Raw genomic sequence first — 15757 nt, 5'->3', positions numbered from 1 at the left:
TCATTGTCAATTCATGACGCCCTAAAATCTCCCCTCTTCTGGATAATGAGTACGAATGCAAACAGCATAAAGATGTTATTATAGACAGCTGAAAGCAAGAATAAGTTTTCCATGGGAGATGACTCAAAAGCAAATGAATAATCGTAATGTTCATCACACATAACAGACTGTTATTGTAACAAAAAAATTCTGAATCAATGTTTAATATTCTCGTTTTTGGTCTTACAAAAAACTATAATGACCTTGTAAAGAGCTATTCATCTCTTTCATGTAATTTTATTCATATAAACTCTGCCTCTGCATTTTATTCGACCGCCTTTTCTCGTATTTTTGACATTTGGCTCATTGATTCCGCACACCCGGAAATCCCAGAAATTGCCCTCCCCGAATTATTGGCAACCCATCCAGCCCCTCATATTTTTCTTTTCCATTCCCCCATTGAGAACCTGACACCTGAACGTGCCACGGTTTTTAAAGAAGAAGAGTTAGCTAAAAGCGCAAATTGTTTTTCTCAGCTGATGCATAATAAACGAGAACAAAATCGCAAAAAGTACCTTGCGGGTTATGTTCAAGAGCAACCCGGAGTAGAGGCAATTTTTACTAAAAGTCCACTGATGAAGAAATTACTGGATCTGGTTAAAGATATCGCTCCTACTGACTCCCCAATTTTTCTATTAGGCGAGACAGGTACAGGCAAAGAACTTCTCGCTAATATTTTTCATAATGAGTCGCGTCGCCGCTCGGGCCCTTTTATGGCCGTCAACTGCGGCGCGTTACCAGACAGCCTCTTAGAGTCTGAGCTCTTTGGGTTTGAGAAAGGCGCATTTACTGGAGCAAACAGAAGACATATCGGCAAGATAGAGCATGCTTCCGGAGGGACACTTTTTCTAGATGAAATTGAATCAATGTCTCCGGCAATGCAAGTCAGATTATTGCGTGTCTTGCAGGAAAAATCGCTGCAGAGACTGGGCGGGAACCTTGAGATCAATACTGACTTCAGAGTTATAGGAGCCACGAACACCGACCCATTCGAGCTTTTAAAAACAGGCCAACTACGTTCAGACTTATATTATCGACTCTCTGTATTTCAAATTCATATCCCGCCGTTACGTGACAGAGTCGAAGATATTCCTTTGTTGGTTCAGCATATCGTGAACAGAAAAAAGAGAAACGGTAGGGAGTACGTTAAAGGAGTGGATGAACAAGCCATGCAAATTCTCCTCTCTGTGCCCTGGTTTGGTAACATCAGAGAGCTCCAAAACGTATTAGAAAGAGCGGTGATGCTTGCCAACACTGAAATTATAACGGCTGACCTGATTCATATACCCAATCAACTATTCACTGACTCGGTAATTGACACTACGAATTTGGCTGACCACGCATTTCGTCCTGGTACATCATTAAAATCATATAAAAATTTCCTCAATCAATCTGCAGAAAGAAAATATCTTGTTGAGCTACTAGAATACACTGGTGGACGCATCGGCGAATCAGCACAGTTTGCGGGATTAACTCCAAGAGCTCTGTATAACAAAATGAAAATACACGGATTAAAGAAAGAAGACTTTAGAAAATCGGAATAAAATCAGCAGTTCGGAATTTTTTATTTATTACTTAAGATATCAATTAGTTACATTTCACCTTTTCATTTTGCATCATTTTTCCGGAATTTTTCCGTTCGACAACGGTCATCGTACGGCTTACGCCACTCTCCGAAAAAAAAAGGAAACAACAGACACATACGAGATGCAAATGAGCTGGCATATTTTTTGATTGCCATTTTTCCATCGGGTTTCCATTTTTTAACATTTTAAGGAGATTAAAATGGGCAAGTTCAATAAACATCGCGTTGACAATTACCGATTTGGGAAATGCGAAATTTGCAGGCAAGACATTCCAATTGATTACTATTTCAGTAAAGGCGACTTGATAATGTGCTCTGAATGCGGAACAGAATACATACTCACATCAAAAAGTCCTGTGAAGCTATCTATAGCTGAAGGCAGTTACGGCCCAGACGACTACTATGGAGATTTGATGTTTGAAGAATACTAAAAAGAGATCCCCGTTTGTTTAAAACCTAAATCCTGGAATCGGCAATTTCGGAGTCTTCACGACCTGCCGGAGATGCGAGGCACCGAAGGCACAGACGTATTAAAATAGTTCAAGCCTTCGGTAACCAAGCAGATTAGGCGAAATTGCCGATGCCTAAAGGCGTTGGAGGTGAAAAAAACAGATTCACCCATACAGTGAATAGAACTTCATATAAATTATCTGCCCAATATATTGTTTTTAAGGTAAAATTTATTTTTTCCCAACATTCCACGTGCAGGATTCATTTAATACTCGAGGTTTTTTTGACGATATCACTTAACCGACCTCCCGGTGCTTTGCGCTTACCTCGTTATGTTCAAATTTTCCCCAGAGGGTAAGCTTTTTGTATCAAGCCACTTTTTTTCAGTGGCAATCACCTGAAATAGAGCACAGGCTACGCATTCAACTCAATGAATAAAAGTGCAGGATAAAAATTATAAAAATCGGAAATTAACCTACAAATCGGAACTTTTGCATTTAAAAATAATAATAACAAAAAGTTAAGATTCACCTCCCCCTCCATGATATTTTTTTTCGGAATGCGATCGCTCTCCGTACTCTCACCACACGTTTTTTCTTTTTGCAGTACAATGCCCCTATAGCTACAACATATAGCATTTATTTGAGCTGGCACTTTTATTGCTTATAAATTCCATCACGTTTCCATTGTCCAACAAATTAAGGAGATTGAAATGGGCAGAGCTAATAAACATCAAGCAGACAATAACCGATTCGAGAAATGCGAAATTTGCTTGGAATACATTCCGATTATGTACTATCTCGCTAAAGGTGATTTGGTAGTTTGCTATGAATGTGGAACAGAATATATACTCACTTCCAAAAAGCCTGTGAAATTATCTATAGCTGAAAAGAGATACGATACAGATGATTATTTTGGTGATGTGATGTTTGAAAATCACTAAAAAGAGAAAGCTTTTTTTCTCCGACAAGATCGCAAGACAAAGGTGAGGCAACCTTTCCAGCTCTTTGCGGTTAATAAGGTAACGGCACTAAAATAGCTGCATTCTGAAGGGCAGGATTTTTTCTAAATCCTGCCCTTTTCTATTAGCTATAAATTGACTGTAATTCTGTTCTTTATCGATCTACAGAGTTAAATACTACAACCAGCCGGGATCAGAACATTCTATCAAGGGAACGACTGACGTCGAGTTTCGATAAAAGGTGATGTTGCTTAGCAAGCGAACATCATAAAAATAGATGGCGCTACCCTACATTTGTTCTCAAACTACGGCCAAGAGTCTCATTTTTGTTAAACAAATAAAGAATATAGAGCTATACATCGCTGATTTGCACTCCAAAGCGCATATGTTTTTAGCTTTTGGAAAATATTTAGTATATCGATGTTGAAAGGCTATAATTTCAGACATCGCCCCGTATCTTAAGTTGTCCTATAAAGCAAGTTAACGGGGTAACAGGAGGTATTATGGACGAATTTGTCACGCTTACATATCGTGGTAAAGAAGTAAAACTCCCCTTAGTAACTGGAAGTGAAGGGGAAAAAGCCATTGATATATCGAGGCTGCGCACCGAGACAGGATTGATAACCCTTGATCCTGGGTATGCCAACACCGGCAGTTGCCTGAGTGCAATCACCTTCATGGATGGAGAAAAAGGCATCCTGCGCTACAGAGGGATCCCGGTAGAACAACTGGCTGAAAAGGCATCCTTCAAAGAGACCGCCTACCTGCTCATCAATGGCAGGCTGCCCAATCGGGATGAACTGACCCAATTATCGGTAAGGCTTAACGACCACAGTCTGGTCCATACCGATTTAAAGGCTTTTTATCAAAATTTCCCAAGAGCGTCTCACCCTATGGGTATCCTCTCTTCCATGGTTAATGCCATGAAAAGCTTTTACCCGGAGCTTGATACGCTGGAAGAGGAAATCAACATCACGGTGACCAGGTTATTGGCAAAAGTACGCACAATGGCGGCCATGTCGTATAAAATTTCCAGAGGTCATGAAATAGTATTACCAAGACCGGACCTGACCTATTGCGAAAATTTTCTCAACATGATGTTTGACACCCCGGTAACCCCTTACGAAATTAAACGGGAGGCAGTTAATGCGCTCAGGGTGTTCTGGATTCTTCATGCCGACCACGAGCAGAATTGTTCAACCTCCTCCGTTCGCATGGTAGGTAGCGCAAGGGTAAACCTGTATACCGCCATTTCTACAGGCATTGCAGCCCTTTGGGGGCCGCTGCATGGGGGTGCCAACCAGGCGGTCATCGAAATGCTTGATAATATTCACAACAATGGCGGTGATTGCACAAAAATAATACAGCGGGCCAAAGATAAAAACGATCCTTTTCGACTTATGGGTTTTGGTCACCGGGTGTACAAAACGTATGACCCCCGCGCAAAAATCATGAAAAAAATGTGTGATAACTTGCTGGCAGCAATCCAAATCACTGACCCGCTGCTGGATACAGCTAAAGAACTTGAGGAGATGACCTTAAAAGATCCTTACTTTATCGACCATAACCTCTATCCAAACATTGATTTTTACAGCGGAATTATTTTACGGGCGATTGGCATCCCCACCAATATGTTCACAGTGATGTTTGCCATAGGCCGACTGCCAGGCTGGATTGCCCAATGGAAAGAGAGTATGGATGATCCTAACTGGAAGATAAGCCGCCCTCGCCAGATCTATACAGGTCACCAGCAATATGACTATGTCCCTATTCACGCCCGGTAGCGGGCTGCAGTTCCCGAGCTTATCTGAATCCATAGTGTGCTTCCGCTCACCGGGTTCAATGAGATAATCACAAGGGGGGAGCCAACCTCCCCCTTGTCTGACCAATCATCTCAACAACATTTTAATCAACCTGACTTTTTTGCACCTTTTGGTTAACGGAAATAGAGAAGCCAAAGGGAACGTCTCATTTTGAAAAACCAGCCGACCTTTTCAGTTCTTTTCAATTGCATTTCATGTCTCATATCGATACGGTAATTTAAAATCATTACTAGCCCGATTTCAAAAAAACATTTTATGAGTACCAAAAAACTGGTCCTGATATTACTGACTGTCCTCTTTTGCTTCCGGCACCCAACAACCAACGCAGAACAACTACCGTTACGAATCGCCTACCCCACCTTTACGCCTTTTCACTGGATTGATGAATCTGGTGAAATGAAAGGTATTTTTTATGATATTATCACCGAAGCGCTTCAAAAAAGGATGGGGATTCCTCTCGTCTGGAGACCGTTCCCATGGGCTCGTTGCCAGCAACACCTGAAAAACGGTAGAGTTGATGCCATACTAACTTTCCCCACTCCTGAACGACTGTTCTATGCCCGTTCCAGCAAGAGACCTTTTTACTCCAAATCACAGCATCTCTTCACTTACAACAACCATCCACGCATCGATCAAGTCAAGCAGATCAATGAAATTATTGAAATTAAAGCCATGGAGCTTGCTGTTATCACCTATAGCGGCAATGGATGGCACAAGACCAATGTCCAGTCACTAGGTATCAAGACTTACGAGAGCAGTAACCTGGAAAATGTTTGGCAGATGCTGGCTCATAAACGTGGTGATGTGGTTATCGAATGGCCCCCTGCGGCAAAACCGACCTTAAAGCGACTTGGGCTGGAAAAAGAAATTCTGGATACAGGAATAAACTTATCGACCATTCCATTCCACCTCCTGATAAACAAAAAAAGCACCCACTTGAGTCTATTAGAAGAATTCGACACGGTTATCAACCAAATGCAACAGGATGGTACAATATCTTCGATTGTGGACCGTTACTGACAGCACCAAGCACAATGGCCTTCTCGCTTCTTGGCAAGCTGCCCAACATTAAAGCCGTTATCAGGAATTGCTCATGCACTTTTTATTTCAAACTCAATTAATTGATATTATTACTTAAAGAGGAATCGTACAATTAACCGTCTGTTTTTCGTTTTCAATCAAAAAGTGCATGATACATTCGGGTTACAATCTTTTGAGAAACAGCTCTTTTTCCCTATTTTTCCCCGTTGTCAACCCCAGCCTACTAACCAAACAGTGCATCAGTGAAAACTGTTAGGATCAGCCACCACCCAGTATCTGGGATCATCGACTTTTTCTTGAATTATAGTTTTGTATTTCCGATCAGACTTATTGAGCAGCTTTTTACAATCTGAGCTCAAATGTTTGAGTGTAACTTTCTTGCCTTCTTTTTCATATTTTTCCACCACCCCTGAAATTGCTTCAATTCCTGAAAAGTCTGATACACGGGACTCTATAAAATCTATTTCCACAGTATCCGGGTCCCCTTTCACATCAAACTTGGAAACAAACATCTGGGTAGAGCCAAAAAACAAAGGTCCCCAGATTTCATACACCTTGGTACCGTCTTGTTTAAACTTTTTTCGCGCCCGAATCCTCAGTGCATTTTCCCAGGAGAAAACCAGTGCCGACATAATAATGCCTATGAATACAGCCACAGCCAAGTCATAAGCTACAGTGAGGCCGGAGACCATGATGAGAACCAGAGCATCGGCCTTGGGAATCTTGTAAATGATTCGAAAACAGGACCATGCAAAGGTGCCTATAACCACCATAAACATGATACCGGTAAGGGCTGCAATGGGTACCATCTCAATATAGCTTGCACCAAAAAGAATAAAACAAAGCAAGGCAACTGCAGCAGTAGCACCGGATAAACGGCCTCGACCGCCTGAGTTAACGTTAATTATGGACTGACCAATCATCGCACATCCACCCATCCCTCCAAAAAGAGCGGTAACGATGTTTGCAGTCCCTTGGGCTACGCATTCCCGATTGCTGTTTCCACGGGTTTCGGTGATTTCGTCCAGTAAATTTAAGGTGAGCAAGGACTCTATGATACCTATACCGGCCAGGATAAAGGCATATGGCAGAATAAAGGTCAATGTTTCCAAGTTCCAGGGAATGATGGTAAATATCTGTGTTTGCAGCACGGGAAGCCCGCCCTTGAGTCCGTCTCCACCACCATCCCGGATAAATGATCCCACCGTGGCTACGTCAAGATCAAACCCCAGAGTAAGAGCGGTTATTACCAAAATAGCCGTGAGAGCTGCTGGTATTTTTTGGGTAATCTTCGGCAAAACGAGCATAATTGCCATGGTCGCGAGCACCAGCCCTGCCATAATGAGAAGATCATCTCCCTGCAGCCAATGAGCAATGCCTTTATCCACGCTCTTAAACATATTCAATTGGGACAAAAATATAACAATAGCCAGCCCGTTAACAAAACCGAGCATTACCGGATGGGGGACAAGGCGGATAAATTTGCCAAGTTTGAGTGCTCCCATCAATGCTTGAATCACCCCCATGATGAGCACTGTAGCAAAAAGATACTGCAGTCCCATATCCATCACAGGTTCTGCCATCGCCAGCCCCATAGCATTTCCTTCTTTTACCAGCGACACCATGACCACGGCAAGTGCTCCAGTGGCTCCGGAAATCATCCCCGGCCGCCCGCCGAACAAAGAAGTGACAAGACCGACCATAAAGGCTGCATAGAGTCCGACTAAAGGATCAACTCCCGCTACAAAGGAAAATGCTACAGCTTCAGGCACAAGTGCCAGAGCAACGGTAAGTCCTGAGGTAATTTCGTTTTTAATATTTTTTGAACTTTTTCTTATCAGTGCAACCATAAATCTCGCTATATACTTGAGGTGAAAATAAAAATGGGCACAGCCCTCCAACGGAGGTCTATGCCCATGGTAGAAATACGTATAATCTTTTTTAAAAGGACGGCCACCCTATATGTTCTATAGGCAAATAGCAAGGGAAATCCGGGAGAGGTCCAGCAGATGAGAGACAACCAACCCCATGCTGCCACCGAACGACAAAATCGACCACATTAAGCAACAAGACTTCTTACTCATCCAAAAAAAACTTGTTTTAATTTTTTTCTTAACAGATAATTTTTAAAAAGCGGGCTTACTCAGAAGCTTGGCGTTGCAAGTATGCCGGATGTCCAGCTTGCCTTTTTACCAGAATTCGATCAGCTCAGACGCTGCACAAAGTACGCTGTGTTTCAAGACTTGGCAATACCGAGGCAAAGCGGCTTACGTATCTTCTACACGATACAACTGGCTAACATTCCATAACGATTTAAAGGATATCTTGAAAATGTGCTTTCCCCTCCAATCCCTGCGTTATGTTTTTTTCCTCGGAGGGAAGCGAAGACTCCGCTGTCAATTATATGCCTGTGGTAAAATTTCTCCATGCCACGGTGTCATGAGTTATCCGACCTTGATCAAAAAATCTTTTTTTTTCCAGGTACCCTAAAATCATACGCTCTAATGCGCAGAGGTTACTCCGTACAACATGACCTGTAAGATACCTTCACTAAACATTATCGACCTGCCGACAACCAGCTCTGCAGCTACTTCATTCACTCAACAGGTACAAGCGCTGGGGCTGAGTGCCGGTCTGGAGGCAAAATGTTTTGCAGCTGAAAGTGTGCTGAATGCAGACGATATAGCGGGGAGACATCTCTATCTTTCCAAAAATGATGAAGGCGAGCTGGCAACAGAAGTCCTGCTCCAGAGACACCGATTTACTCAACTGGTTGCCCAACATTGCCTGTTTCGCCAAGCAGCACTGACGATTATTCAAAATATTTATCTTAGCAAAGACAGAAAAATATTTTTCTCACGCGCCGACCGCACTTCCGAAGCAGAACGGCAGGAAGCATTACAGTTGTTCAGCCAACCAACCATGAGTGCATCCATTCCTTTGGCTAAAACCTTCCAACACCTGGTACTGGCAAGGGTATGGGCCAGGATCATCTATAAAGCCGACCCCAGCTTCACCCACAGGCCAGAATTTCGACAACTGCAAGCAGTGATCGAGCGCCTGAATACTTTGCGAAATATTTATATGCTCCTGACAACCGGACTTGTCAGAAAAATAACTTCACAAATCAGCAATACCTACAAACATTCCATTACAGCTGAAGACGCCCACCAAATCGGAAGCTTTGGCGTTGCAAGAGCTGCATACAGATACCATCCTTCCATGGGGAGCAGATTTTCGACCTATGCATCGTTTTGGATATTACGTGAGGTTCAACTCCAGTCGCTAAATGGGAGATTGATCCGGGTGCCGGCAACCATCATTGAGGAAATTTCCAGGTCTGCCAGAAAAGGAGACACGGTTGCCGAAAATGCAGCCGTAACTACCTTGATGAATTCAACAGTTATCCTTGGGGAAAAAGAAGAACCGCAACACGAATATTCCTACCGGCAAGATCCAGCAAAACATGTCGAGCAACTGGAGATGCACAGCAAACTTTTAGAGGCTGTTGATAGTGTTCTGCCTGCCAAAAGCGCCGACATAGTGAAAAGAAAATATGGTCTGGGAGAGTATGAGGGGCGTGCCCAATCAATGGTGGAGATCAGCCGTATTTATGGCGTAACCCGAGGGAGTGTATACCAACTTGAAAAAAAGGCACTGCTGAAATTACACAAACATTTGCATGTCTCGCTTAATCTGTAGAAACCGGTTCTTTTGCCGGCCACCGGCTCTCTTTTCATTTATCTGGCCTGTATTTCACCTGCACCCCTTTCAGGAAATTACGTAGAATTTGGTCCTTACATTCACGGTAATTTTTATGCCCCGGCTTACGAAACAATGCACTTAATTCATGTTTGCTTATCCGTATATAGGCAAGCTCCATAATCTCTAAAATATCTTCATTTTTAAGACTCAGTGCAATTTTCAATTTCACCAAAACGATATTATTTGTGAGGCGTTTCTCCACCTGGGGCTGGACGCCTTCTTTTTTACCACGCATCTCAACAATCAATCCATTAAGAAACATAGCCAACTTGGTGTCGCTACAATTTCGGTAAGCTGGATCATCTTCTTGTTTGAGCCAGTCGCTTATCTGCCCGCGCGTTACCTCCGCTCCACCTAAACCAAAGATGGCAACCATTTTCGAATCGTTACAATTAAAGGTATAACGAAGACTTCGCAAAACAAAATTATTGGTCACAAGAATCTCCTTGTATTATTTTCTCTGATTATATCTTGGTCGCAGATGTCTCAAGTATCAATCCATATAAAAAACGTGATACAATCACGTAAAAAAGCAGCGAGTAAAAGACGATCGTCCACAGCGACCAAGGGTTTTTCATGGGGTAGCCTAGACTTCTGTTAAGGCACTCTGTAATCTGGGATTGCAAAACGCTGTAGCAGCTAAACGATTCCCCGTCTTCATTACAGACAATGGCAATCAATAACAGCAATATTTAGCAAAACAGTGTAAAGTACAGGAGTTTTATGAGCAGGAGGGGCTGAAAAGAATAACTGGACGACTTACCCTGCATCCACAACGTGATGGTAAGGTTAATCGAAAGGAAAAAACTGGAGCGGGAAACGAGATTCGAACTCGCGACTTCAACCTTGGCAAGGTTACACTCTACCACTGAGTTATTCCCGCTCAGCAATTTGTGTTCGGCAGACGGCGGGGAAGATACCCCCTCTTCCGGGCTGTGTCAATTAATTTTCTTCATTCAGAGAGCATAATCATTCGTATCAAGCCCGTTTTCTTAGCGTTCAGCTTTCACCACAAGTTCAAAAACGATCTTTATACAACATGTATACAACACCACTTCAAAGACATACAGAGAATCCGCAGCGACTGTATAATCTTTAAACAAATTTTACTTTTTTTTATTCCCCTCGCCTGACAGGTTAAAATCGCGGTCTTTTTTTATTGGCGCCTGAAATTAATTGGTTGAATCAATCGTCAGCTGAGGGTACAAATATCGATCCGCTTCATTGAAAGCTACAACTCTCATGTTCGATGGTTAAATGCGGTAAATACAGCAGTTTCAAATTATAAACGCAACATTTTTTAGTTCACCGTGATAGATAAATTAGAAATTAACCACGCTCCTGGGATCATGCTTGAGCAGTGGAAAGGCTGAAAATGATGTCAGTTAGCGAACAGGATGCAGCAGCGGCTATCAAAGCGCGTATGGTGTCTCTCACAGTGTTGGAATTATTCAGTACAGACTTGGAAGAACTGGACCGCCAACTTCTGGAAAAAGTTGCCCAGGCTCCTAAGTTTTTTCGCAATGCGCCTGTCATGATTGACTTCGGACAACTTGATCAAGAAGTTGACGGGAGTTGGCTTGAAAAAGCATGTGAACTGCTGTCTGCCAATAATTTTGTCCCAGTTGGCATCACAGGTGCAAAAGAATCGTTGGAATTCGCGGCAAGGGCCCGAAACATTGCCGTCTGGCCGGCGGCTGGGACAGCTCGGCACGATACGGTTGTGGAATCACCGCAACCGGAAATAAAAGAAGAGCCGGTACAGAGTCCTCCTGCCCCGCAAGAAGCAGTTACTCCCCAAGAGGCACCGCACACTGAAACCCTTGTTATTCGCCAGCCGGTACGCTCCGGCCAAAAGGTTTATGCCCGTGGAGGAGACCTGATCGTTCTCGCATCGGTGAGCACCGGAGCAGAGATTATGGCAGACGGCCATATCCATGTTTACGGTACCCTACGAGGCCGCGCACTCGCAGGTGCACGGGGAAAGGAAAGTGCCAGAGTATTCTGTAACGATCTCCAGGCCGACCTTGTTTCTATTGCAGGCGTTTACATCATCAACGATGATCTGCCATCCGATATGCGCAAAACGGCAGTTCAAATATATCTGCAAGAGGATCAACTCAAGATAGAGTCTCTAAGATGAGACACTTACCAGCCTTTATTGATCATAATACAAGGTGCTCCAACGCACATAAAAAGCAATTAACGAATAATTCGGAGGATAAACGATGGCAGAAGTTATCGTCATAACATCTGGAAAAGGTGGGGTCGGTAAAACTACGACCAGCGCCGCAATTGGTACAGGCCTTGCCATGCGAGGGTACAAAACCGTAGTCATCGATTTTGATGTCGGCCTTCGCAACCTGGATTTGATTATGGGTTGCGAACGAAGGGTTGTCTACGACTTTGTTAATGTCATTCGCAATGAGGCCAATCTCAATCAGTCTCTAATCAGAGACAAAAGGGTGGAAGATCTCTTTATCCTCCCTGCTTCACAAACACGCGATAAAGACACGCTTGATATTGAAGGAGTGGAACGAGTTATCAATCAGCTTGCAGAAAGCTTTGATTATATTGTCTGCGATTCCCCTGCTGGCATAGAACGTGGGGCCTTTATGGCCATGTATTTTGCCGATCAGGCAGTGGTGGTAACAAATCCTGAAGTTTCTTCAGTCCGCGATTCCGACCGTATACTCGGCTTGTTAGCCAGTAAAACCAGGCGAGCCGAAGAGGGAAGAGAACCGGTTAAGGAGCATTTATTACTTACCCGATATGAACCTGCGCGGGTTGAAAAAGGAGAAATGCTCAGCGTTGATGATGTAAAGGAAATATTAGCCATTCCGCTGTTGGGCGTTATCCCTGAATCAAAGGACGTACTGCAGGCTTCCAACGCAGGCAGCCCAATCATTTTAGCCAGTGAAAGTGATGCAGGCCAGGCCTACGAAGATGCTGTGAGCAGGTTGTTGGGGGAGGACCTCGTACACAGATTTGTGGAAGTGGAGAAGAAGGGATTTTTTAATAAATTTCGACTGTTCAGGAGCTAACGAATGCGTTTTTTAGACTTTTTCCGGAACAATCGGAAAACAACAGCAACAGTTGCCAAAGAACGGCTGCAGATCATTGTTGCCAGGGAGCGGACAACACGCAACGGTCCGGATTATCTTCCTATGATGAAGGAAGAACTCCTGCTGGTTGTCAGAAAATATATCCAGGTTGAAGACGGAGCTGTTAAAGTTCAACTGGATAAAGAAGGAGATTGCGAAGTGCTGGAACTCAATATCACCCTGCCTGACGAACCTACGGCCTCCAGTTAATGCAGCGAACAATATCTAAGCCCTCCTGATTTTTTTTGTTACTCACACAGGATTGTATTTTTGGGACGTACCGATTCCCATCATCACAACAAGGGTCAAAGCGATTATCGCCGGAGGCCCTTGTTGAAAAAAGAAGAATGCGCAGTCCTACTACGGTTGATGAGAAATCCGGGCTAATGCCTTCCAGATAAAGCATCGCATTCAACTCGAAAAAATTCTTACCAAAACACGATACAAAGCCCTATACCTCTTTTCTTCTCCTCTCTTGCCCCCCTCCTCTTCCAGCCTTTTCCAGTTGGTTACTGCTTGATATACACCACCAATTCTGGTGCATATGCACCAAAACCTGCTTTTCTTGTCTCCTCTCTGTCACTTCTCTTTTCCTGAACAACAGCACTACAGTGGATTGACCACTACTTGTCTTTTAGCCGGATCGATGGCACATCCTTTGCTTCAGTGCCAGGCAGAGTGACCATCATGACCATCATGACCATCAACGGTTTCAGGTTTCGTCACCCCAGCTACACATACAGGAAAAACTGCTATGTCTGATCACACACGCATCCCAAACATCGGAAACGAGGGAAATTCAAACAAAAATATCTCTCAGCCGAAATCCTTCAATACCCTGGTAAACCATACCAATCATGAGCATGATGTGGAAAAAAGCCTGAAGCAAATCGATTTCACCGCACTCACAGATAAGCAGAATTACTACCCCTCCCCAGTTAACTGGGAAGACGAGGTACTCTATTTTCTCCTGGTTGATCGTTATTCTGATGGAAGAGAGTATAACGGCTTTGCAGATAGTGCCGGCAATCCAATAACAGGACCGGAATCCGGGCGCACCACCCCACTGTTTAACCTGGAAAAAGATGCAGGCAAGGCAGACAGGGAAAACTGGTTTCAATCAGGGAAAAAATGGTGTGGCGGGACCATCGCCGGCCTCCACGACAAACTGGGATATCTTCAACGATTGGGCATTACGACAGTATGGCTGAGTCCTGTCTTCAGGCAGGTGGAAGGAAGCGACAACTATCATGGATACGGTATTCAAAACTTCCTGGACGTTGATCCGCATTTCGGCAGCCGTGAGGATTTAAAACAATTTGTCACTACAGCTCACGAGTATAACATTCGAGTCATTCTCGACATTATCCTCAACCACGCCGGTGATGTGTTTGCCTACAAGAACAATGATCAATACAGGTATTACCAGGGTAAACAATGGCCGGTTAATGGTTTCCGTCAACACAGTCATGACCCAGGCGGTATCCCCTTTGCCCAAATCGATACCCATCTTTTTCCAGACACCTGGCCGGGGGGTGGTGTCTGGCCTGCTGAATTTCAGCAATCAAACGCATGGACACGGAAAGGGGAGATAACCCACTGGGATAATTTTCCCGATTATCTTGACGGCGATTTTTGCGCACTCAAAGATCTGGATCACGGCATTGCGCCTAAAGCACCGGAGATTGCCGGGGACGTACACAAACGAATCAAGGAGTTTCGGGCATCACAGACCTTACTCCACTTAGCTGAGGTGTACAAATTTTGGATTGGGTATGCTGACATTGACGGCTACCGAATAGATACAGTAAAACATATGGAACCCGGGGCAGTACGCCTGTTCGCTAATATCATACATGAATTTGCCCAGTCGATCGGCAAAGAAAACTTTTACCTGATAGGCGAGATAACGGGTGGTCGGGCACACGCTGTCAACATCTTGAATACAACCGGCATTGATGCCGCTCTCGGTATCAACGAAATTCCGGACCGACTTGAATTTCTTGCTAAAGGGTGGCGCAGCCCGGGAAATCCTTCTACCGATGCGCAAGAAGGTTACTTTGATCTGTTCCGTAACAGTCTGCTTGACCACAAGCATACCCACCAATGGTTTGGTGAACACGTAGTGACCATGTTTGATGACCACGATCAGGTCGGAACACAACACAAATTCCGTTTCTGCGGCCAACAACAGGACAGCTTTCGCTTCCTCGCCATGGCCCTTGGATTAAACCTGACCACCACGGGGATTCCCTGTATCTATTACGGTACGGAACAGGGATTCAATGGCGCTGACTATCGTACCAATGAGGATGCATACAGCGATGTATTTCTCCGCGAATGTATGTTTGGCGGCCCATTCGGCTCCCTGCAAAGTACCGGGCGGCATTTTTTCAACGAGAACCACCCAACCTACCGTCTTATTCAGGACCTCTGCCGGTTGCGAAAAAAACATATTGCTCTGCGCCGTGGCCGTCAGTATCTGAGACAGGTGGAAGGGAGCGACGGAGCATTTCACTTTCCCCAGCCTATACATGGTACACTGAGATGGATTATTGCCTGGTCACGAATTTTTGCTGACCAGGAATATGTATGCGCAATCAATACCGATGCTCACCAGTCGTTAACCGTCAGAGTAACGGTTGATTTCGCCATTAACCCTCCAGGTAGCAGCATGTCATGCATTTTCTCCACCGATGCCAGTCAAAAAGGACATCTACTCAAAGTTGAAAAAGGCAACGGCTCTGCTATCAATGTCACGGTTCCGGCAGCTGGTTTTGTAATTTACCAATGATTACAATTGCTCTGCAAGGTAACCAGACAAACAAGTGAGAGATACATCATAACCTCTCCATAATACGGTGAGATAATACCCTGTCGCATTCCAAGCGTATCAAAAAATAAAAAACGAAGTGTATCTATTAAAAGACAGTTTTCATGTTGGCAGGTTTGTATTTTTCTGTTCATATGCTTAATAGAAAAAAGAACA

General features: G+C 44.0%; 12 protein-coding genes and 1 tRNA gene. 10 read left to right on the top strand and 3 right to left on the bottom strand.

Annotation, left to right across the window (positions count from 1 at the left end):
- Positions 1 to 197: 197 nt before the first annotated feature.
- The 5 genes from ACHZCY_RS17160 to ACHZCY_RS17140 all read left to right on the top strand — a co-directional run bounded on the left by ACHZCY_RS17160 (position 198) and on the right by ACHZCY_RS17140 (position 5878).
- Positions 198 to 1583: a sigma-54 interaction domain-containing protein gene (locus ACHZCY_RS17160; RefSeq protein ID WP_319549778.1), complete on the top strand. Its 1386-nt coding sequence runs from the start codon at positions 198 to 200 to the stop codon at positions 1581 to 1583.
- A 241-nt stretch (positions 1584 to 1824) separates the two neighbouring features.
- Positions 1825 to 2055, top strand: coding sequence for a hypothetical protein (locus ACHZCY_RS17155; protein WP_319549777.1), 231 nt, complete (start codon positions 1825 to 1827; stop codon positions 2053 to 2055).
- Positions 2056 to 2786: 731 nt separating this feature from the next.
- A complete protein-coding gene (locus ACHZCY_RS17150; protein WP_205222687.1) occupies positions 2787 to 3017 on the top strand; it encodes a hypothetical protein in 231 nt (76 codons plus the stop codon).
- 521 nt (positions 3018 to 3538) lie between these two features.
- Complete coding sequence (locus ACHZCY_RS17145) at positions 3539 to 4819, top strand: citrate synthase (protein WP_319549776.1); 1281 nt, start codon at positions 3539 to 3541, stop codon at positions 4817 to 4819.
- Between the two features lie 294 nt (positions 4820 to 5113).
- Complete coding sequence (locus tag ACHZCY_RS17140) at positions 5114 to 5878, top strand: substrate-binding periplasmic protein (protein WP_319549775.1); 765 nt, start codon at positions 5114 to 5116, stop codon at positions 5876 to 5878.
- A gap of 260 nt (positions 5879 to 6138) precedes the next feature.
- Here ACHZCY_RS17140 and ACHZCY_RS17135 read toward each other — a convergent pair whose 3' ends face one another.
- Positions 6139 to 7749: a SulP family inorganic anion transporter gene (locus tag ACHZCY_RS17135; protein WP_319549774.1), complete on the bottom strand. Its 1611-nt coding sequence runs from the start codon at positions 7747 to 7749 to the stop codon at positions 6139 to 6141.
- Between the two features lie 679 nt (positions 7750 to 8428).
- Between ACHZCY_RS17135 and ACHZCY_RS17130 the strand changes: the two genes are divergently transcribed.
- Positions 8429 to 9601 carry a sigma-70 family RNA polymerase sigma factor gene (locus ACHZCY_RS17130; RefSeq protein WP_319549773.1) on the top strand — a complete coding sequence of 391 codons (1173 nt, stop codon included), beginning with the start codon at positions 8429 to 8431 and terminating at the stop codon, positions 9599 to 9601.
- 34 nt (positions 9602 to 9635) lie between these two features.
- Here the strand turns inward: ACHZCY_RS17130 and ACHZCY_RS17125 are convergent, their stop codons facing one another.
- Together ACHZCY_RS17125 and ACHZCY_RS17120 are read right to left on the bottom strand one after the other, a co-directional pair.
- Positions 9636 to 10100, bottom strand: a complete 465-nt coding sequence (locus tag ACHZCY_RS17125) for a YehS family protein (protein ID WP_319549772.1) — start codon at positions 10098 to 10100, stop codon at positions 9636 to 9638.
- A 372-nt stretch (positions 10101 to 10472) separates the two neighbouring features.
- Positions 10473 to 10547: transfer RNA gene (locus tag ACHZCY_RS17120), tRNA-Gly, on the bottom strand.
- 492 nt (positions 10548 to 11039) lie between these two features.
- Here ACHZCY_RS17120 and minC point away from each other — a divergent pair.
- The 4 genes from minC (at position 11040) to ACHZCY_RS17100 (ending at position 15562) form a co-directional block, all read left to right on the top strand.
- On the top strand, positions 11040 to 11807 hold the full coding sequence (gene minC / locus ACHZCY_RS17115) for a septum site-determining protein MinC (RefSeq protein WP_319549771.1): 768 nt from the start codon (positions 11040 to 11042) through the stop codon (positions 11805 to 11807).
- A gap of 85 nt (positions 11808 to 11892) precedes the next feature.
- Complete coding sequence (gene minD / locus ACHZCY_RS17110; protein ID WP_205222680.1) at positions 11893 to 12708, top strand: septum site-determining protein MinD; 816 nt, start codon at positions 11893 to 11895, stop codon at positions 12706 to 12708.
- 3 nt (positions 12709 to 12711) lie between these two features.
- The gene (gene minE, locus ACHZCY_RS17105; RefSeq protein ID WP_205222679.1) at positions 12712 to 12978 is read left to right on the top strand and encodes a cell division topological specificity factor MinE; all 267 of its coding nucleotides are present in this window, start codon (positions 12712 to 12714) and stop codon (positions 12976 to 12978) included.
- A gap of 544 nt (positions 12979 to 13522) precedes the next feature.
- Complete coding sequence (locus ACHZCY_RS17100; protein WP_319549770.1) at positions 13523 to 15562, top strand: alpha-amylase family glycosyl hydrolase; 2040 nt, start codon at positions 13523 to 13525, stop codon at positions 15560 to 15562.
- Positions 15563 to 15757 lie beyond the last annotated feature (195 nt).

Origin of the sequence: Desulfogranum marinum (genome assembly GCF_963675105.2) — a bacterium.
Lineage (GTDB): Bacteria > Desulfobacterota > Desulfobulbia > Desulfobulbales > Desulfobulbaceae > Desulfogranum > Desulfogranum marinum.
The sequence above is the reverse complement of the archived record's forward strand: the minus strand, read 5'-3'. Positions and strand labels throughout refer to the sequence as shown.

Bases quoted from the DNA above. Each gene is read 5' to 3' on its own strand.
- ACHZCY_RS17130 (WP_319549773.1), top strand. From the start codon at position 8,429: ATGACCTGTAAGATACCTTCACTAAACATTATCGACCTGCCGACAACC.
- ACHZCY_RS17100 (WP_319549770.1), top strand. From the start codon at position 13,523: ATGTCTGATCACACACGCATCCCAAACATCGGAAACGAGGGAAATTCA.
- ACHZCY_RS17160 (WP_319549778.1), top strand. From the start codon at position 198: ATGTTTAATATTCTCGTTTTTGGTCTTACAAAAAACTATAATGACCTT.
- minC (WP_319549771.1), top strand. From the start codon at position 11,040: ATGATGTCAGTTAGCGAACAGGATGCAGCAGCGGCTATCAAAGCGCGT.
- ACHZCY_RS17135 (WP_319549774.1), bottom strand. From the start codon at position 7,749: ATGGTTGCACTGATAAGAAAAAGTTCAAAAAATATTAAAAACGAAATT.
- ACHZCY_RS17155 (WP_319549777.1), top strand. From the start codon at position 1,825: ATGGGCAAGTTCAATAAACATCGCGTTGACAATTACCGATTTGGGAAA.
- minE (WP_205222679.1), top strand. From the start codon at position 12,712: ATGCGTTTTTTAGACTTTTTCCGGAACAATCGGAAAACAACAGCAACA.
- minD (WP_205222680.1), top strand. From the start codon at position 11,893: ATGGCAGAAGTTATCGTCATAACATCTGGAAAAGGTGGGGTCGGTAAA.
- ACHZCY_RS17150 (WP_205222687.1), top strand. From the start codon at position 2,787: ATGGGCAGAGCTAATAAACATCAAGCAGACAATAACCGATTCGAGAAA.
- ACHZCY_RS17145 (WP_319549776.1), top strand. From the start codon at position 3,539: ATGGACGAATTTGTCACGCTTACATATCGTGGTAAAGAAGTAAAACTC.
- ACHZCY_RS17140 (WP_319549775.1), top strand. From the start codon at position 5,114: ATGAGTACCAAAAAACTGGTCCTGATATTACTGACTGTCCTCTTTTGC.